This window comes from Acidobacterium sp. FHG110202_01 (assembly GCF_059115305.1).
On sequence record NZ_JBZYWJ010000002.1, the window covers coordinates 508,149 to 528,077 of the forward strand.

A 19,929-nucleotide genomic window follows, 5' to 3' on the forward strand; every position below is an offset into this window, starting at 1 on the left:
CTACCTGGTGACGCCGTTCCTTATAGTCCCAGCAAACCAAGCAGCCAGCCCAGCAGACCGCCCTTCCCGCCGCCGGACGGAGGTGGTGGCGGTGCTCCGGGTACTGTCGAACGCGCATGCTGTGCATAGGCGCGCTGCTCCGCAGCCGGCAAAGCCACAACAAGCGGCAAGGCAGCCGCAGCTGTGCCCAATTTTGCAATGAATTGACGTCGCGTGGAGCCCGGCAAAGATAACCCTGTGGTCTTCACCAGTTTCTGATCCTGCAATTGCAGAATTGCTTCCTGCGCAACCTCTTCAGTAACACCGGGGTCGATCAGGCGCATCTCTTCGGCCACCCTGGAAAGGGTCGTCGGCTGACTGCACGCGTCCCAGGCTGCACGGGCTGTTGGATTTAAGGCGAAGACGGTTTCATTCGCGGAATCCATAACAACCGCTGAACCGTCCGGAAGATGATTCACTACCAAGGCATTGGAGGTGGTGCGTTCTACCAGCATCGAACCTCTCCTTCATTTATGAATTTTCTAACGGGGAGGTTGTTCCGCAGTTACGCGGTATTGGTGAAGTGTATAAGAGCTTTCCGCTATTTGGGGAGTAACTTGTTGCCTCTTTCTGGTAATCCATTTACTTTGGGTACTTTGCTAAATCAGAGTAATCGGCGAGTATAAAGCACAGTAATGCGACTCAGTCTCGCTATAAGTACTTCCGGGCGGGTTATAAGGCCGGACTAATACCCATGGACCACGATTCCAGCGAACTGCTGCGAGCCATTGTCAGGCTGCCCGGCGATGCGGAAAAAATCCACCTCCTCGCAGGCAAGGTGCGTGACTGGGACGCCCTTCTGAATCTGGCGCAGGAACATCGCGTCGTGCCCATGCTGTTTTCGCGGCTTGAACAAACAGGCACAGCCATTCCTTCTGCAGCGCACGACCGCCTGCGTTCCGCCTATGAGCGCAATGTCTTCCACAACATGACGAATGCAGCGGAACTGATCGATGTGCTCAAAACATTTTATCGTGAGGCAATCCTCGCCATGCCGTTCAAAGGCGTCGTGCTGGGCGTATCTGTTTACGGTAACCTTGCCACCCGAACTGCCGGCGACATCGATCTGCTCATCCATTACAAAGACCTCGCGCGCGCCAGCGCTCTGCTCCTGGAGCGGGGATATAAGCTGACCAGTGACGACGTGCTTGCCGATGGCTCGCCGGCCCCGAATTGCTACGAATTCCGTTTCGAGCGTCCGGCAGACGGGAAGGTTCTCGAGCTTCGCTGGAGGCTCGAGCTTACCTATGCGAAATTCAAACGCGACCTCGGCATGGACTGGATCTGGCCGCGATGCCGAACCACAGTATTAGCCGGCGCCGAGGTCCCCAATATAAGCCTGGAGATCACCCTGCTGCTGCTCTCGATGCATGGGAGCAGGCACATGTGGTCCCGGCTTCTCTGGATTTGCGATATTGCGCAACTGCTCGCATCGTCGCCTGATCTTGATTGGAGTGAAGTCCTCAAGGAAGCGAAAACAACCGGCCTATGGCGAACGCTTGCACTTGGCGTTCTGCTCGCGCACCGCTTCACAGGAGTGCCGGTTCCTGCGCCCATCCTGCAACGCTTTGAAGCTGACGCTTCTGCATCGAGGCTCGCGCGGCATATCGATAAAAATCTGCTCGAAGCACCCGGGACCGCGCCGCCGGGCCGCGTCCCTTACTGGGTCCACCTGCTGGGATTTCGCGACCGCGCCAGGCTGCTCTTTTCGATGGATTTCCTGCGCCCCAACGAGAGAGACCGAGCGGCGCTGCCTCTGCCGAAATCACTGCACGCTCTCTATTACGTAATCCGGCCTTTCCGTATACTTCGCGATCGATCAGCCAGATAAAAACGAAACAAATGCTTCTACTACCATCATTGGCAATTCGTCGCGATTCCTCCTGGTCATGAGCTCATGCCCAGCGCCTGCAACCTGAAGAAGTTCCGTTCGCGCTGGTACGAGCTTCCTTGCCTCTTCGATTTCTGCGATGGAGCCGAACCCGTCCCGCGCACCATGTACAAACAGCGCCGGAGTCCTCAGCGATGGAAAGTGTCCAGTCCGCAATTCAGCAGGCCTCTGCGGCGGATGAAGCGGATATGAAAGCAGCAGAAGCTTCTCCACCAGACCAGGCTCTGCTGCAGCCAGCATCGATGCCTGCCTTCCGCCATAAGAATGCCCACCAAGAAAGATCCGGCTTGCAATTTTTTTTCGCATTGAAGCTACCGCAGAGCGAAGACCCAGCTGATCGCTCTCTGCGCTTCCGCGCGGCGGAGGCCCTTGCGGCCTGGACTGACGAAAAGGGAGATCGCAACGAAGAACAGTCCATCCCGAAGCAGAGAACGCGTCGGCGAGCGCAACCAGCAATGGAGCGTTACAGTTCGCACCTGCTCCGTGCGTCAAAATGAGACAGCCGCCATCTGAATCCGCCGGAGTATGCAGAAATCCGCGAACAGGCACACCGCCCGCTGCATCATCGAAAAACTCCGACACTTTGCTTATAACGTTATTCACAGGACCTCGCTGTCAAATGGAGATCCTACATAACAAACATTGCACATATGCACCCACGGACTAAGTTTTATCCTCGTTGACTGCAAAACCCAACCCCGCGCAGTCGTGCCGTAACTTTCGCGCACACCTTGAACAAAACCACAAGAATCACAGTGTGATGATGGAAGTCCACCTCCGAATCCCTGGAGCAGTAGTGAGTTGCAAAGGCTTCCGAATTTTTGTAGGTCGGACGACCGTCGCAACCCAGGTTCATAGTCGTGAATAGTTATTGACTCAAACCTATGCCATGTGCGCTCTCGCCTGCTGAAGTACAGTGGAGAGATGAAGGTCACTGAGGCTGCCGCGCTCATTCGTACACCACTCATTGAATGGGCGCGACCTCAATCATGGTCTGATCTAGGTTCCGGAAGCGGAACATTCACGATAGCCCTGGCTCAATTACTGGCGCCTGGCAGCATGATTTATGCTGTCGATTTCGACTGGAGAGCCTTGGAGGGAATTCCAGACCAACACAATGAAGTGAGGATTCGTAAGATTGTTGGAGATCTGCAGAGCCCAAGCCTTAGTCTCCCACTGGCCGATGGAGTTCTCATGGCAAACACATTACATTTCATTCAAGAGCAGCAAATATTCCTAAAAAAGCTTTTATCTGCGACAGACCGCTTTTTAATCGTGGAGTATGAACGGATCAAGCCAAATCCATGGGGACCCTATCCGGTTGGGTTTGAAAAACTCCGCCAACTCTTCACCGAGGCAGGAATAGAGCGAGTGAAAAAACTAGCGACACGGCCTTCGCGATTTGGTGGCACGATGTACTCGGCTTTCGCCGAATCATCCAAAGCATGTTCTCAATGAGGGCATGACCGCCAATCACCGATGCTTCAAAGGAAGGCAAGCTTACAGGTGAACGGTCAGTTCTTTGCCGTCGAACAGAATAGTCTTTTCCGGCCCACTGACAAGAGCAATCCGATACCTGTGGCCACGCGGAGCCACTCCGCCGCCGGGTTTGATGGTGAGGCTTCGATTTGCCTCTTTCCACTCAAGCTCCAGACGCGTAAAGTTGCCTTGTTCGTAAGCGAAGGTCTGTCCATCATCTTCGTAATGGGTGAACTGCCCATCGGCTCCAGGATAAACGGTAAGCTTGACTGGTTCCGTCGAAGGCGCAAGTGCGTATTGTTTCACCGGTCCCGTTGGCACGATACTCCCGGCCTTTATATAAACAGGCATGGTTTCCAGATTGACATTGCGATGAACCGATGTTCCCCCATTCACTCGTTCTGATGTCCAGAAATCCCACCACACTCCGTCTGGCAAATAAACCTGTCGATCCCTTGCGCCTGGTTCCAGCACAGGGGTCACCAGGAAGCTCTCGCCAAACATATAAGCATCATCGATGGATACAGCCTTCGCATCCTTGGGATAGTGCAGCCACAGTGCGCGCATCAAAGGCATTCCCGTTCGATGCCCTTCCGCCACTGAGGAATAAATGTATGGCAGAAGCTGGTACCTGGTATTGAGATATTTCCGACAGATGGGCTCGACATCAGGATTATGCAGATCTTCAGGCTTCGGAAGCACTTGAGCTGCATATTCCGGCTCAAGCTCAGCAGGACCATAATCGCCGGTGTTCCATCCCCACGGCAGACGCAGCTTCCAGGTCCGTCCATGCGAACGGAACAATGGGCAAAAGGCGCTGAACTGGAACCAGCGCACAAATAACTCAGCAGTAAATTCCTTGGTAGGAACAAAGCCACCTGTATCCGTGCCCCAGTAAGAGATGCCGCAAAGACCCGTGTTAATGCCTACCATAACCTGCGCAGCGAGTGTCTTCCACGTGGAGAAAATGTCGCCCGACCATAGCCATCCATAACGCTGTAAGCCCGCGTATCCGTTGCGATGCAGAGCATACGGACGAAGATTCGGTCGTACTTGCCGCTCGCCTTCCCAGTACATCTCGTTTCGCGTCAGGCGGGATGCAACAGGCAGCACATCTCCCTCATCAGGCCACCATCCATCTACGCCCATGCGCACCAGTGGAAGATGACGATTCCAATAAGACGCGACATCGCCGGGTTCTTCAGCCGCCGTGCCTGTATCCGTCACTTTTCCATGCAGGTCCTCAGGAGGATTCACAATGTGCAGCACCACTTTGAAATGGTCCTCATGTAATTGATGAATCATTGCCTCGGGATCGGGAAAGACCGCCTCATTAAAAGCGAAAGAGCCATGCCCTGTGTTCCATCCCGATGGGCAGAATCCAGTGCCGAGATAAATCATGGCGTCGCAAGGCAGTTGTTTCTCACGGAATGCCCTGACTTCTGCCAGCACTTCTTCTCTGCTGGCTAACGTGCGATGCGACTGCTGGTAGCCCAGCGCCCATATCGGCGGCATGTGCGGATATCCTGTAAGTTCCGCCCACTCGCGCATCAGCTGTGGCGGGGCTTCACCGAGCATTAGAAAGATGTCCTGTCCACGCGCGCTTTCCGACGAACGAACTCCAACTTCTCCAGTCAGGTCGAAGCTTCCCCATGGCTCATGGAAAAACAATCCCCACCCGCTTGCGCTGATCAGCAATGGAATCGGCACACGCGCTCCATAGACGCGCAGATCTTCCCCGTGCTGGCCATTGCGCATGGTATCGGTAGTACCGTGGCGATCCATCGGATGAACTCCCTCACCCAGCCCGAACAACGGTCCATCTCCATAGCGAAAACTGACTTTGCCCATGCCGGTATCGAAACGCAGTTCCTGCAGGACGTCTCCGTTGGCACTCTTCACCGTGACATGAAAAGGATCCGTGGATACCTCAATGCTGCGTTTTCCCCACGCTACGGATGACACCGCTGACTTTGCTTGTGCGTGCAGTAACGGTTTTGGCCAGGGTCTGGGAACGACACTGCCATCCGTATACGTCCGCTCCAGATCCACGTCCACCGCAGCAATCGTCACACGCAGCGTGTTCTCACTCACAGCTGTCAGCGAGAGCTCCATCGCAGCCTTGCCCGTGCCTGGTTTGTTTGCGAGCATCGCTCCGGGAAATGGAATGCCAGCGAAGCGTTCCCGAAAAAGCAGCTGCATGGTGCCAACGCTCATTACTCGCAGGATGGCTCTTCTTGAAAGATCGACGGTCATTCCTAATCTCCGAGGACTGCGCAACTAAGGTTCAAGTAAATGTTTTCTCAGCAGGTCAATTTATAGTACCTGCCTGCCAATCTGCTGAGTAATCAAAAGTTGGCGAGGCATCGCTGTCGCACCTAATTCATTGCCTGGTCTTGCCCCGCTTTCCACGCGTTACCGCACTGATGCGCTTGCGCAGACGCTCGTCGGCCTGCGTCTGATTTGCTTGAGCAAGCAAGGCCCGGGCATCGATCAGATGGTCACGCATGTGTCGCGCAGCCTCAGAGGTGTTGCGACGGGCAATGGCATCGTAGATTGCCTGATGAAATTCCAGAGTGTGTTCCTGAGTGACAAGTTGAGATGTCAGCATCATCATGTTCATCATGGAGCGATGAATAACCTGGAAGAGACGGCTGAAGAGGCGGTTACCGGCGCTTTGATGGATCATGCGATGGAATAGCAGATCAGCCTCGATGATGCGGAACTGATCGGTTCCCGCGGCCTCGATCTCAGCGATCGTCTGCCGCATGATGAGGAGCTGCTCCGCGGTGGCCCGCTCAGCAGCCTTCGTAGCGAGAATCGGCTCTACCATCAGGCGCGTTTCTACCAGTTCCTGCGATGAGGTCTCATCAAGCAGAAAGAGAAACTCCAGCGGCTCTGAGAGTACGGACGAGGCGTCATTGCTCAGATAAGTTCCGTCTCCCACACGTTGCGTGATGACACCCATCATGCTTAGCACCTTCATCACAGGGCGTAATGAAGTACGGCTTACGCCAAAGTGCTGGGACAGCTCCCGTTCGGATGGAAGCTTGTATCCAGGCTGCAGCGTTCCCTCGCTGATGAGTTGCTTGAAGCGCAAGATCAACCAGTCGGTTAAATCGCTCTTGTCCGAATTAGAGGAGGTTCGCGAGGTCATAATCAGAGTTCCAAATGTCTCCAATCTAGCCCATTTTCGCTGCCCGTCCTAAAAATACCTGAAATATCAGTAATTCATTCGTTGACAGGCATAAATTAATGGTACTACCATTCGTCGGACTCAGAAAACCACAACCTGTTGTCTTCCAGACGAGCGGGTTAGAAACAGAGGCATATCATGCCTTTCAGTAATACGAAGAAGATCGCGATTGTTGCAGGTATTTTCGTAGTGATGACCGTTGCAGGATCTGCGCAGGTCCAGTCGGGGCGAATCGTGGGCACAATCTATGACCAGAACAATGCCGTCATACCCTCTGCCACCATCACCGTAACAGAAACCGCTACGAACTCTGTGCGTACGGCAGTATCCAGCACTCAAGGAGAATATGTCGTAACCCCAGTAAATCCTGGCGTATACAATATCTCAATTACTGCACAGGGATTCCAGACAATGGTCCGCAATGCAGTCGAAATCCAGGTCGGACAGATTGCACGCGAGGATTTCACCATGCAGATCGGCGCTTCGACATCGACCGTCGAAGTGACGGCCGCTCCTCCTCTATTGAATGTAGACACTGCGACTGTGGGCCAGGTAGTCACAAATACTCAGATCGTGAACCTGCCCTTGAATGGCCGCGGTTTTTACCAGCTGGCCCAGTTGACGCCCGGTGCTGCCCTCCTGCCGTCAACTGGAAATTCAGTACCGATTCGACCAGAATCCATTAATGGTAATACCATTAGTGGCATACGTGGATCGGCGCTTTCTTTTCTACTGGACGGAATGGACGTGAGCGAGCAGCATCAGGGAGGGACTTTTGTGCAGACATCCATTGACGCGCTGCAGGAGTTCAGCGTACAGCAGAACCCCTACTCTGCAGAGTTCAATCGCGGTGGCGGCTTCTTCAATGCAACTACGAAATCGGGAACGAACGGTCTGCACGGCGATCTGTTCGAGTTTCTGCGCAACGATAAGCTGGATGCCAGGAATTTCTTTGCTTTGACGCGCGAGCCGCTGAAGCGGAACCAATTCGGAGGCACGCTTGGTGGACCGTTGACCGTTCCGCGCCTTTACAGTGGCCGCGACCGGACATTCTTTTTCATAAGCTATGAGGGGCAGCGTCTCCGGCAAGGAGTCGTTCAGAACATTGTTGTTCCTACCGCAGCACAGCGTAATGGAGACTTCAGCGCTTCTGGCCTGAACAAGATTTATGACCCGCTGACGACTACTTCAGGCTCCACGCCAACGCGTACCCAGTTTCCCAACAACATCATCCCTCCGGATCGCCTTTCCCCTCAGGCACAGTACATCAACCAATTTATCCCGCTCCCGAATACGTCATCGGGAACGTTTTCCTACAACCCGACCCAATCCATTGATCTGGATCAATTCACGATCCGGTTTGACCACAGAATCAATTCCTCGAACCGTCTTTTTCTACGCTGGAGCTTCAATAATGACCGTGAAGCCGATCCTAATGTTTCTCCTGTATTGGGTCTCGCTCCTCTGCATTCTCAAGGTGAAGACATCGCCGGAGGGCTGACAACGAATATTGGTACGAATAAGGTCTCAGAATTCCGCGCGCATTATCTGTTCAGCCGAATCCGTCTCTCCGCATTTCTGCAGGGACAGGACATCAACAGTGCTGCCGGCATCACCGGATTTGAAGAAACGCTGCGGCCCGGCAGCGGCGGCAGCTTTCCTGATCTCTCATGGAGTGGATATGGCAGTATCAATGGCTCGGCCTTTGACCAGCGTCCAAAGGGGCAGAATCGTAAAGTTTTTGAGCCCTCATGGAACCTCACCCTTATTGAGGGCAGACATACAATCAAGTTCGGCGCTCTGGTGCGGTATTACCAATGGCTTGGTTATGACAGCGAACAATATGTAGGGGTTTGGAGCATGACTGGTATCAATACTCAGAATCCGGCATCCTCCTCAGGAACCGGCGATGCTTTTGCTGACTGGATGCTGGGCTATCCGGCAAATGTACAGCGAGCGTATCCAGCCAATTTCTTCGGAGGCCAGAATACGTATTACCAGTTCTTCGGGCAGGATGATTACCGCCTTTCGAACCGCCTGACATTGAATCTGGGGTTGAGGTACGAATATACGCCGTGGCTTTCACCCTACAAAAATCAGATGGGAACCTTCGATCCGAGCCAGGCGAAACCAATCATCGTGAGCGGACACGGCGACACAGTGGACCTCTCATCGCAATATGCTGCTCCCGTCGCGTACCAGTTTTTCGGATCCTATATCCAGACCTCGCACCAGGCAGGCATCCCCTACAACATCACTGCTACGGATAAGACCCAGTTTGCGCCAAGGATCGGCCTCTCATGGCAGCCTTTCGGCAACAACACAGTGGTGCGAGCAGGTTACGGTATCTTCTATGAGCCGGAAAACGGCAACCGCGACAACTACAATATCCTGCCGTATAAGCTTGCCGAGACCGCATTCAACACCGCGAACACCATACCGAATCGAACCATCGCGAATTTCTTTCTGGGAGCGCCGCTCGGGGCATCCACAACGCAGCCTACCATTGCCTCCAGTCCGACCTCTCTCAAAATGGGCTACGACCAACACTGGAGCATCGATGTACAGCAACAGCTCACCAAGACCATGGTGGCCGACATCGGATACGTCGGAAATCACGGCGTGCATCTTCAGGGATCACAGGATTTGAATGATCCTCAGCCTGGGCCGGGAGCCGTCGCGGCAAGACGGCCTTATCCGGTATTTGGCGGCATTACGCTATGGAGTTCTGAGATAGGCACAACCTATAACTCGCTTCAGGCCAAGATCGACCAGCGTCTACGCAACGGACTCACCTTTCTCGCCTCATATACCTGGTCGAAATTTCTGCAAAGCAATCCGTCGCCTGCACTTGGAGGCAACAACGGATATGAGAAGTCGATATCGCAATTTAACATTCCGCAGAACTTTGCCTTCAGCGTCAGCTATGAACTGCCCTTTGGGACGAATAAGCAATTCATGAATCATGCAAACCGGTTCATGAATGCAGCATTCGGAGGATGGCAGATCCAGAACATTACCGTGCTGCGGAGCGGCTTGCCGTTTACGCCCGTCATCTCGCGGGATGTTGCCAACACTGGCGTCGGTAGTCAGCGCCCGATCCAGATTGGCAACGGCATACCGCAGCATCGCACGCTTTCCAACTGGTTCGACCAGACAGCTTTTGTTGTGCCGTCTCAATACACCTATGGAACATCGAGGGCATTCATCCTGCAGGGAGACATGTACCGGCAATACGATGTCTCCGTCTTCAAATCATTTCCTATAACTGAAGGCTCAAATGTGCAGTTTCGTGCCGAGTTCTTCAATCTCCCGAACATCGCCAGCTTCAATCCTCCATCACTCGCAGCTAATTCGACTGCCGCGCCCAGCGCTGCAGTTGATGCAGCAACCGGAGGAAAGATACTGAGCACTTCGACAAATCCACGGCAAATTCAATTTGCGCTGAAGTATTACTTCTAATTGCGGAGAGCCTGTGAAAAAAAATTTCAGAACCGTCGCAACCGCTTGTATTTTGTTGGCAACTGTTCCCTGCCTCGGCCAGACTCCGGTCACGGTCGACGTCGACCTCGCTCAGAAGATTGGGCCGTTTTCTCCGATCTATAGTTGGTTCGGTTATGACGAATCAAACTATACGACAACGAAAAACGGACAGGCGCTACTGCGTGAGTTGCATGACTTGAGCCCTGTCCCGGTATATATCCGCGCGCATTTTCTATTGGCAAGCGGAGACGGCAAGCCGGAGCTCAAATGGAGCTCAAGCAATGTCTACACCGAAGACGCTAAGGGCAATCCAGTCTACGATTGGACGATCCTCGACCAGATCTTCGATGCTTATGCCGCTGCGCATGTTCGGCCACTGGTTGAATTGGGATTCATGCCCAAGGCCCTCTCCAGTCATCCTGATCCTTATCACATTGGATGGCCACTGAAGCCAGGAGAAGTTGAAGGTTGGTCATATCCCCCGAAAGATTATGCGCGCTGGCAGGAACTGACTCGACAGGTTACTGCGCACATGGTGAAGCGTTATGGCGCGGATACTGTGTCTACCTGGTACTGGGAAATATGGAATGAACCCAACGGAAAGTATTACTGGAAAGGGACGCAAGCGGACTACAACAAGCTTTACGACTATGCAGTTGCGGGATTGCGCCAGGCGCTACCGACGGCAAAAGTTGGCGGGCCGGCGACAACAGGCCCCGGGCCTACAGGCAATGCTTCAGAATATCTGCGCGCCTTCCTCGAGCACTGCACGCATGACAAAAGCGCTGCGACCGGAGGCGAGATTCCGCTCGATTTCATTTCCTTCCATATCAAAGGCAGTCCGAATGTAGTAAGCGGACATGTGCAGATGGGGCTGGATCGCGAACTGAACAACGCGGCAGATGGCTTTGAGATCGTACGTTCGTTTTCGCGCTTCAGCCAATTGCCCATTATCCTTACCGAAGCAGATCCGGAAGGTTGCGCAGCCTGCTCCGCGCGTCTCTACCCGCCTAACAACTATCGCAACGGCCCTCTCTATCCCTGCTACACAGCGGCAGCCATGAAGGGCCTCTTTGAATTGGTAGACCGCTACCACGTCAACCTGCTGGGCATGCAGACGTGGGCCTTTGAATTTGAAGGCAAGTCTTACTTTGAAGGCTATCGGACTCTGGCGACCAATGGCGTCGACAAACCTGTGCTGAATTTCTTCCGCATGGCCGGCTTAATGCACGGCTCCCGCGTCATGGCAACAAGCAGCGGCTCCATTTCACTGGACAACATCATGAAGTCAGGCGTGCGCCAGGATTCCGATGTTGATGCCCTCGCGGCTTATGCACCTCATGAGGCCACGGTGATGTTGTGGAACTACCATGACGATGACATTGCTGCGCCTGACAACGCGATCGATGTTTCTATAAAGGGAGTACCGGCTAACGCTCATCGAGTGCTTCTGCAGCATTACCGCATCGATGGAGACCACAGCAATGCCTACACGGCCTGGAAGGAAATGGGCTCGCCACAGAGTCCATCTCCGGAGCAATATCGCAAGCTTCAGGCAGCCGGGCAATTGGAATTGCTGGATTCTCCGCAATGGATTACGCCGGACCACGGCACAATTCAAATGAATATCCATCTTCCGCGCCAGGGAATCTCATTGCTGCGGATCACATGGCCGGACGATGAGCACTCGTCGTCAATCGGACAATGAATTCTTAGTTTGCGGTCATAGCAGTGATAACTTCGTTTCCAGAAAAGGAACAGATTGCGTCAGGAATTCAAACCGTGGGTCTTTGTCGCGCTGGTCACTGCTGCGATTGCCATCAGCTATTTTGACCGGCAGGCGCTGCCGGTGGCTATTGCTGCTATCGAAAAGAACATTCCGATTTCTGACGCGCAGTTCTCAAAGCTACAGGCCGCTTTTCTGGTTACATATGCCTTGCTCTATGCCGGCGGCGGCCGGCTACTCGATGCCATAGGCACAAGAAGAGGATTCGCCCTCAGCATGACATGGTGGTCGCTTGCCTGTTCGCTTCATGGTCTGGCTCAAGGGTTCGGGACACTTATCACTGCGCGTCTTCTGCTTGGGATGGGTGAAGGTGCGGCCTTCCCTGCAGCAACGCGCGTCATCGCGGAGTGGCTTCCCGCAACCAGGCGGGCAACGGCAATGGGCGTGATCAATGCCGGAACAGCAGTTGGCTCCGTGCTAGCTCCGCCGCTTATAGGATTGATTCTTCTCGCGGGCAGCTGGCGATATGTTTTTTTCTGCGCGGGTCTTGTTGGGCTGGCATGGGCAATTACCTGGAGCATCTGCTACAGGCAACCCACGGAATTCAGCACAACAACTCGACCCCTAACAGGCAATCAGGCACAGGCTTCATGGCTCCACTTGTTGTCATCCCGTGAAGTTCTGGGAATGGTGACGGCTAAATTCCTTACTGACTCGGCATGGTACTTCTGCCTTTTCTGGCTGCCGAAATATCTCTACGACGCGCGCGGCTTCGATATAAAACGCGTCAGCTACTTTGCCTGGATTCCATACGCTGCTTCCGGCCTTGGAAGCTTTCTCGGTGGATGGTTTTCCAGCAGGCTCTTAAATGCCGGATACTCCTTGAACTTTTCCAGAAAACTGGCTCTGGGAATAAGCGCAGCGCTCATGCCTGCGGTCATTCTTGTTCCGCATGTGCCCGTAAGCCTTGCCCTGGCTCTCTTCAGCATCGCCTTCTTTGGACAGCAGTCATGGTCAGGATTGATTATGACGCTGCCGACGGACATCATTCCGATAAAATCCGTCGGCTCCGTTGCCGGGCTCATAGGATTTGGTGGCGCTGCAGGTGGTGCGCTCTTCAACCTGTTTGCAGGACAAATGCTCAGCCACGGATCGAGTTACGCAGTGCTGTTCGCTATCGTTGGCAGTCTTCACATCATCGCGTTCATCATTCTTCTTCTTACTACAGGAGTTCTGCATTCGCCGGAAAGCGGCACATTTCAACCACAAGGAAAACTGGTCTCATTATGAAGATTCATAAGGTTCGCACTCGCGTTGTGCAGTGGTCCGGAGAGACCACGCCGCTGCCGCCACATTTCTGCACCAACCCGATGGACCTGCTTTCGATCTCGAAGACTTCCATGAAAACTTTCACCTTTCACGACTGGCTGGTCGTCGAAGTGGAATCGGATGACGGTTTAGTCGGAATTGGAAACGCAGCACTTGCTCCGCTTGTAACCAAGCAGGTCATCGACATTTACCTGACGCCGCTCCTGCTTGGGCAGAATCCGTGGGACATCGAATTTCTCTGGCAGCATATGTATCGTCATACGATGGCTTTTGGCCGCAAAGGCATCGGAATGACCGCTATCAGCGCCGTAGACATCGCCTTATGGGACCTGCTGGGCAAGGCAGCGAAGCAGCCGGTGTATCGTTTGCTCGGTGGCAGAACCAAGCCGCAAATTCCTGTATATGCCAGCCGCCTCTATTCAGTTGGACTCGAAGATCTGGCAGCAGAGGCCAAAGCCTATAAGGCAGAAGGCTACAAGGCAATGAAGCTTCGTTTCGGCTGGGGACCAACGGATGGAGCTGAAGGCATGCAGCGCAATGTGGATCTCGTGCGTACTGTCCGCGAAACAGTAGGGAATGGGATTGATGTGATGGCGGATGCTTACATGGGCTGGACTCTCGACTACGCGAAACGAATGCTTCCCTTGCTTGAGCCTTTCGATCTTCGCTGGCTGGAGGAGCCGGTCATCCCCGACGACACGGAAGGATACGCAGAGTTGAAGTCATATGGACGCGTTCCTATCGCTGGCGGGGAGCATGAATTTACTCTTTATGGCTTTAGAAGCCTCCTCGAAAATAAAGCACTCGATTACATTCAGTTCGATACCAGCCGCGTGGGCGGCATCAGCCAGGCGCGAAAAATTTCAGCCATGGCTGAAGGCTTCTCGATACCCGTCATCCCGCATGCCGGGCAGATGCATAACTATCACGTTGTAATGGCTAGCCTTAATTCGCCGATGGCCGAGTTCTTTCCTCCGGTAGATGTGGAAGTTGGAAATGAGCTGTTTTGGTACATCTTTGATGGAGAGCCCAAGCCGAAGGATGGGTTCATCGATCTCAGTGACGACCTTCCAGGATTGGGCTTGACGATCAACGAAGAGCGTCTTCACCAATTTCAGGTGATTGAATGAGCGCGATGCAATTAGTGCAATTGAACGCTGGAGACAGGCGGCGTGTAGCGCTGGTCAGAGAGCCGGATCTGTACTTCGTCGATAATTTTGATTCCGTCTACGCTCTTGCCCTGGCCGCTATTGCAGGCAATGGCAGCCTGACTGAGTTAATAAATAAGAACCTGACCTCAGAAAAAATCGCTTACGATCCTGTCTATCTGGGTAAGGGAGAATGGAAACTTCTCTCCCCTGTCGACCATCCTGACGAGCCGTCTCGATGCCTTGTATCCGGCACCGGCCTCACACATCTCGGCAGCGCGCGTGACCGGCAATCCATGCACGCAGCCGCCAAGGCGGAGCAGGAAACGGACAGCATGAAAATGTTCCGCTGGGGAGTCGAAGCGGGACGTCCTGCAAAAAATGAGATCGGTATTGCTCCGGAGTGGTTTTACAAAGGCAATGGCCTGGCGGTGCAGTCTCCGGGAGAGCCGCTGCTGGTGCCTCCATATGCGGAAGATGGCGGAGAGGAAGCAGAAATTGCGGTGGTCTACGTCATTGGCCCGGATGGCCAGCCACACAGAGTCGGAATGATGCCGGGCAATGAATTCTCCGATCATCGCTTCGAGAAAAAGAATTATCTCAACCTTGCCGGCTCAAAATTACGAAGCTGTTCTACAGGTCCTGAAATTACGGTGAACCCTACCTTCGATTCAATTCCAGGCAAGGTGACGATTCTGCGCGGAGATAATGTGCTATGGACTCAGGACATCATCAGTGGTGAAAAAGAGATGTGCCACAGCCTGCAAAACATCGAGCACCATCATTTCAAGTTCGCGTTGCACCGGCGGCCGGGCGACATTCATATTCACTTTCTGGGAGCCCATTCACTCAGCTTTGGTCATGGTATACAACTTCAGGATGGCGACACGATGGAGGTACACTTCAAAGGTCTGGGCCGTCCTCTGCTCAACCCGCTTCGAGTAGTGAAAGAGGCCGATATCCCTGTTGAAGTTCATCCACTTATATAAGAAATCAGGAGATCCATGGAGCAGACAAAAGTAGCGATTCTAGGTTTGGGACTCATGGGTGGAGGGATGGCTCGCCGCCTGCTCGGGGCTGGATATTCATTGACCGTTTACAACAGAACAGCTGCAAAAGCGCAGCCTCTTGCTGAGCTTGGAGCGACGATCGCCGCCGCGCCGGCGGAAGCAGCCTCCAACGCGCAGGTGATCTTCAGCATGGTCGCTGACGACGACGCTTCCCGCAAGATATGGTTGGGAGATCATGGCGCTCTCGCCGCCGCAGCTCCAGGCACAATCCTCGTTGAGTCGAGCACAGTAACTCCGGGATACATTGCCGAACTCAATCATGCCGCGCAATCAAGAAACCTGACGCTCATCGACGCGCCCGTCACAGGAAGCAAACCCCAGGCTGCCTCCGGCCAATTACGCTTTCTCGCCGGAGGACCGGAAGCTTCTCTTGCCAGCATCATGCCTTTGCTCCGGGTAATGGGGCGCGACGTCGTGCACCTGGGACCGGTGGGCAGCGGCGCGTGCATGAAGCTGATTAACAATTTTCTTTCCGGAGTTCAGGCTGCATCTCTTGGCGAAGCATTAGGCCTCATTGAGCGCAACGGTCTGAATGTCGATCAGGCCATCGGGGTCTTAATCGAAGGAACGCCCGGAAGCCCCATGATCAAGACAATCGCTGCTCGCATGCTGGCGAGAGACTACGAACCGAATTTTGCTGCCCGGCTTATGGCGAAGGATTTGCGCTATGCTGTGGCCCTGGCAAAAGAAGCAGAGCAGGAGCTCCCCACTGCAACTGCCGCGCTCCGGGACTATGATGCCATCATATCCGCCGGACGCGGGGACGAAGATCTTTCTGTGGTCGCCGAACACTTTCGCGCAAAAGGCTAGCTGCGGAGGGAACATGAAGAATATCCGGTACCCATCGATCAACCAGAAACGCTGCTCCTTTAGAAGATAGTTCCCGGTAAGAATGCCAGGGATTGACAGTGGGAATCCAATGATATTTGGGCAGTATTTCCCATGATTTGATCCGATTGTGCCTCCAGATCACGAGTGTGTAGAACTTGCCGGTGTTTTATAGTAATCCTTTTCCGACAATGGCTTCTCTATAAGAAGTTCTTATCATTGCGACTTCGTATTAACCCAGTCCCGCTTCTTTAATCTCGTAAGCAAGCCTAAATCAAAATTTTCTAAAAACACTGGACAACTCTGCAAACCTCTGAGTATATTGCTCCACGAATTCCCTGAGAGACAGAAAAGCAAATCAATAATTCCGATTTAGAGAAAACGTATTCTTCAAGACGGGCGCAGACCTCATTTTGCAGAGTAAAGAAAAAGCCGGAATTGCATGGTGGGAATTCTAAGGGAGGTTTATTGTGACAATTTCAAATTTGCGTTCGCTAGCAGTAGTGCTTCTCTTCTTTCTTTGCTCCGCGGTACTCGCTCATGCTCAATTCAGCGGCAGCATAACAGGAGAAGTTCAGGACCCCAACGGATCTCTGATTCCGGATGCCAAGCTTACACTGACCAGAACAGATACCGGAGAAACAAGAACTACTTCCTCCAATGCCTCCGGAGTCTACCTGTTCGTCAGCCTGCCACCGGGCACCTATCACCTGGATACCTCAGCCAGCGGATTCGCTCTTGCCCAAAGTACGCTTACATTGCAAACAGGGCAGACGCTCAATATTCCAGTGAAGCTTGTTGTCGGCAGCGCCACCCAGTCGATCGAAGTCACCACCGAAGCGCCGGTGCTCGATACCGCGGACACGCGCCTGCAGGAGACCCTGTCGACGCAGACACTCTCTACCCTGCCGCTCGCAGGACGCAACATGATTTCTCTGGTCACTCTGGCTCCGGGCGTGACCGGGCTCGGCGTGACCTCGAACGGCAGCCCTGGTTCCGGACGCGATAACTATTCCACCGAAACGCAGGTGGACTCGAGCGCGAACGGACAGGGCGCCGTGGGCAACATGTACGTCGTCGATGGCCTCGATGTAACCAGCTCGATTCGCGCCGGCGTTCTGAACATGACGCCAAATCCTGACTCCATCCAGGAAACCAGCATCCAGACCAACACCTACAACGTGGACTATGGCCGCGCCAGCTCGATCCAGATGACCATGACAACGAAATCTGGAACCAACACCTATCATGGCAATGCCAGCGATTACTTCACTTATCAGGGATGGCTCGCGCGCACGGAATTCACAAAGTCATACGCTCCGTTTCACAGCAATAACATCTCCGCAACTATCGGCGGACCAATCATCCCACGCAAAAACTGGGGATACTTCTTCTTCGCCATCGAACCTCTGCGTTCTTCAGCCGCTTCAACCAGCAACATTACTTTTGAAGACCCGGCCTTCACCTCCTTTGCGCAGACAAACTTCCCGAATACGATAGGCACCCAATTGCTTACGACCTATCCCGTAAGCCACGTGTCTAACGTAACGGTCAGCCAGACTGCGCAAGACCTCTTTCCAGGCACATGCGGAACAGCAGCCACAAATAACCTGCCTTGCGGGCTGGCCATGGTAGACACCGGGAACTTCTCCTCCAGCGCATACCGCAATGGAATGCAATACAACATCCGCCTCGATAAAGACTTTGCCAGCGATCGCCTGTACGGCAATTTCTATCGCACCACACTCAACAGCAATGGCGTGAATCAGCGCGAAGCCTTCAACACCACAAGCAACTACTACCAATACGCACTCCAAATCAACGAAACGCATACTTTCAGCCCGAGAACCCTCAATGAGGCAGCCTTTGCCGTGATGAGAGTAGAAGGCATTCAGCCGGCCACTGGATTGTTCACAGTACCCGTGGTCAACGTCACAAGTATTGGATCTGCCTTCGGCGCGGGGTTCGCTCAGGGAGACTTCATCCAGCACAACTACCACTGGCGCGATGTACTGACGCACACCATCAAGTCGCATGTCATCAAGGCAGGATATGAGGGACTGTTCGGTGATGACGTCGAGGTCTTCAACGGACCGTATGATCAGCCGACATTTCAGTTCAATAGCCTGCTGGATCTCGCGAAGGATAATGTTTATACCGAGACCGGCCTGGCATATAACCCGCTGACCGGCCAGCGCGATCAATATGACTGGAACGCCGCCGGCGTCACCAATGGCGCATTTGTCGAAGACACGTGGAAGATTTCGTCCCGCCTGACGGCAAACTTCGGCTTGCGCTGGGATGATTTCGGCAATCCGTACTCGCGCAGCGCCAACACTGCATTTTCCAACTTCTTCCTCGGATCGGGCCAGACGCTGCAGCAACAGATCGCGAATGGCGTCCTGATCCGTCACAATCATGCGCTCAACCGCGCCATTACCGATGTCTTCAGCCCGCGTGGCGGCATCGCCTGGGACATCGGCGGCGATGGAAAATGGCTGGTGAAGGGCGGCGCAGGCTTCTTCCACAACTGGCCAACGCTCGCCAACCTGCAGGAACAGTATCGCGGCAATCCTCCGGGAGATATTTTCCCAACCTTCTATGGAGCGTCAGGCCCGGCGCCGGTCTTTGGCTTCGGCACGTCGAATACCAAGCCGTACAACTTCCCTGCGCCATCGATTGAAGCCTACACGCTGAACGAAAAAGGCGGCATTACAGGACTGCAGTTCGGTGTCGGTGCTATCGATCCCAATCTGCATTCGCCTGTGACATATGTTTATTCGATTGCCGCCGAGCATGAGCTCAGTTCCAATTTAGCTGCCAGTCTCGCCTACTCGGGAGCAAACGGGAGAAGCCTGATGTCGGGTGGCGGACAGGTGTATGCGGTCAACTACGGACAGAACATCAATGAGCTGCCTGGCGACCTGATCATGCACAACAGCCTCACACCAACGCGGCTCAATACGAGTTTTGGCTCCGTGCTCTACACGCAGAACGATCGCGTCTCCAACTACAACGCATTCATCGCCGCCTTGCGCGGCCGATTCTCGCGCGCATTCTTCAATGCTTCGTACACGCGCTCTGCTTCCAATGACGATACACAGGTCTTCCCCACCTACATCAATCCGCACCAGTTCTATGGACCATCGATATGGGACGCTCCGAATCGCTTCTCCTTCGCCGGCAACTACCAGTTTCCGGACTATAACCGCGGCCTCGGTCTATTAGGACGAGTCGCCAGCGGATGGCAATTGAGCGGCACAGGAATTCTGCAATCAGGCACACCGTTTACCGTATCCACAAACGCCGCCTTCAGCCCCACTATTGGCGCCGACGGCACTTATACCGGCTACGCTCCCGGCAGCGGTGACTATAACGCAGACGGTGACAATTTGGACTACCCGAACGTAGCCAGCTATCACTACTCAACCGGACGCCACAATTATCTGCAGGGCCTCTTTACGACAGGCAATTTCCCCCAGCCATCCTTTGGCTCAGAAGGAAACGAGTCATTTAACCAATTCCGGGAACCGGGCTTTGCGGAGTGGGATACCTCTCTGTTGAAGAACACCGCTATCACCGAGCGCGTTTCTTTCCAGCTCAGGTTCGAATTCTTCAACCTCTTCAATCGTCCGAACCTGTATAACGTAGACGCGAACCTGCCCGACGGAAACTTCGGGCGCGCAACGCAACAGTACACTCCGCGATTCATGCAGATTGGAGGCAACATCGTCTTCTGA

At 53.9% G+C, this 19,929-nt stretch carries 13 protein-coding genes; 9 read left to right on the forward strand and 4 right to left on the reverse strand.

All coding sequences use genetic code 11. The features are described 5' to 3' along the window. Window positions 1-20 precede the first annotated feature (20 nt). Window positions 21-494 (reverse strand): PqqD family protein, encoded by a 474-nt coding sequence (locus AC5S16_RS05430; protein WP_493929016.1) that lies wholly within the window; start codon window positions 492-494, stop codon window positions 21-23. Between the two features lie 239 nt (window positions 495-733). Between AC5S16_RS05430 and AC5S16_RS05435 the strand changes: the two genes are divergently transcribed. Beyond that, entirely contained in the window at window positions 734-1,870 is a 1,137-nt protein-coding gene (locus AC5S16_RS05435; protein WP_493929017.1) for a nucleotidyltransferase domain-containing protein, read from the forward strand. Here AC5S16_RS05435 and AC5S16_RS05440 read toward each other — a convergent pair. Then, entirely contained in the window at window positions 1,859-2,533 is a 675-nt protein-coding gene (locus tag AC5S16_RS05440) for an alpha/beta hydrolase family protein (RefSeq protein ID WP_493929018.1), read from the reverse strand. The two genes, AC5S16_RS05435 and AC5S16_RS05440, sit on opposite strands and share 12 nt — an antisense overlap. Window positions 2,534-2,854: 321 nt before the next feature. Between AC5S16_RS05440 and AC5S16_RS05445 the strand changes: the two genes are divergently transcribed. Then, window positions 2,855-3,388 (forward strand): class I SAM-dependent methyltransferase, encoded by a 534-nt coding sequence (locus AC5S16_RS05445; RefSeq protein ID WP_493929019.1) that lies wholly within the window; start codon window positions 2,855-2,857, stop codon window positions 3,386-3,388. A gap of 42 nt (window positions 3,389-3,430) precedes the next feature. Here the strand turns inward: AC5S16_RS05445 and AC5S16_RS05450 are convergent, their stop codons facing one another. Together AC5S16_RS05450 and AC5S16_RS05455 are read right to left on the reverse strand one after the other, a co-directional pair. Next, window positions 3,431-5,665, reverse strand: coding sequence for a glycoside hydrolase family 31 protein (locus AC5S16_RS05450; RefSeq protein WP_493929020.1), 2,235 nt, complete (start codon window positions 5,663-5,665; stop codon window positions 3,431-3,433). Between the two features lie 127 nt (window positions 5,666-5,792). Next, complete coding sequence (locus tag AC5S16_RS05455; RefSeq protein WP_493929021.1) at window positions 5,793-6,566, reverse strand: FadR/GntR family transcriptional regulator; 774 nt, start codon at window positions 6,564-6,566, stop codon at window positions 5,793-5,795. A 177-nt stretch (window positions 6,567-6,743) separates the two neighbouring features. Here AC5S16_RS05455 and AC5S16_RS05460 point away from each other — a divergent pair, with 177 nt between their 5' ends. The 7 genes from AC5S16_RS05460 to AC5S16_RS05490 all read left to right on the forward strand — a co-directional run bounded on the left by AC5S16_RS05460 (window position 6,744) and on the right by AC5S16_RS05490 (window position 19,929). Continuing rightward, entirely contained in the window at window positions 6,744-10,067 is a 3,324-nt protein-coding gene (locus AC5S16_RS05460) for a TonB-dependent receptor (protein ID WP_493929022.1), read from the forward strand. A 13-nt stretch (window positions 10,068-10,080) separates the two neighbouring features. Continuing rightward, window positions 10,081-11,796, forward strand: coding sequence for a GH39 family glycosyl hydrolase (locus AC5S16_RS05465; protein ID WP_493929023.1), 1,716 nt, complete (start codon window positions 10,081-10,083; stop codon window positions 11,794-11,796). A 54-nt stretch (window positions 11,797-11,850) separates the two neighbouring features. Beyond that, a complete protein-coding gene (locus AC5S16_RS05470; RefSeq protein WP_493929024.1) occupies window positions 11,851-13,104 on the forward strand; it encodes an MFS transporter in 1,254 nt (417 codons plus the stop codon). Next, a complete protein-coding gene (locus tag AC5S16_RS05475; protein ID WP_493929025.1) occupies window positions 13,101-14,273 on the forward strand; it encodes an L-rhamnonate dehydratase in 1,173 nt (390 codons plus the stop codon). Before AC5S16_RS05470 ends, AC5S16_RS05475 begins: the two co-directional genes overlap by 4 nt. Next, window positions 14,270-15,280: an AraD1 family protein gene (gene araD1 / locus AC5S16_RS05480; protein ID WP_493929026.1), complete on the forward strand. Its 1,011-nt coding sequence runs from the start codon at window positions 14,270-14,272 to the stop codon at window positions 15,278-15,280. The genes AC5S16_RS05475 and araD1 overlap by 4 nt, the downstream gene beginning before the upstream one ends. A 15-nt stretch (window positions 15,281-15,295) precedes the next feature. Next, the gene (locus AC5S16_RS05485) at window positions 15,296-16,171 is read left to right on the forward strand and encodes an NAD(P)-dependent oxidoreductase (RefSeq protein WP_493929027.1); all 876 of its coding nucleotides are present in this window, start codon (window positions 15,296-15,298) and stop codon (window positions 16,169-16,171) included. Between the two features lie 488 nt (window positions 16,172-16,659). Further along, a complete protein-coding gene (locus tag AC5S16_RS05490) occupies window positions 16,660-19,929 on the forward strand; it encodes a TonB-dependent receptor (protein WP_493929028.1) in 3,270 nt (1,089 codons plus the stop codon).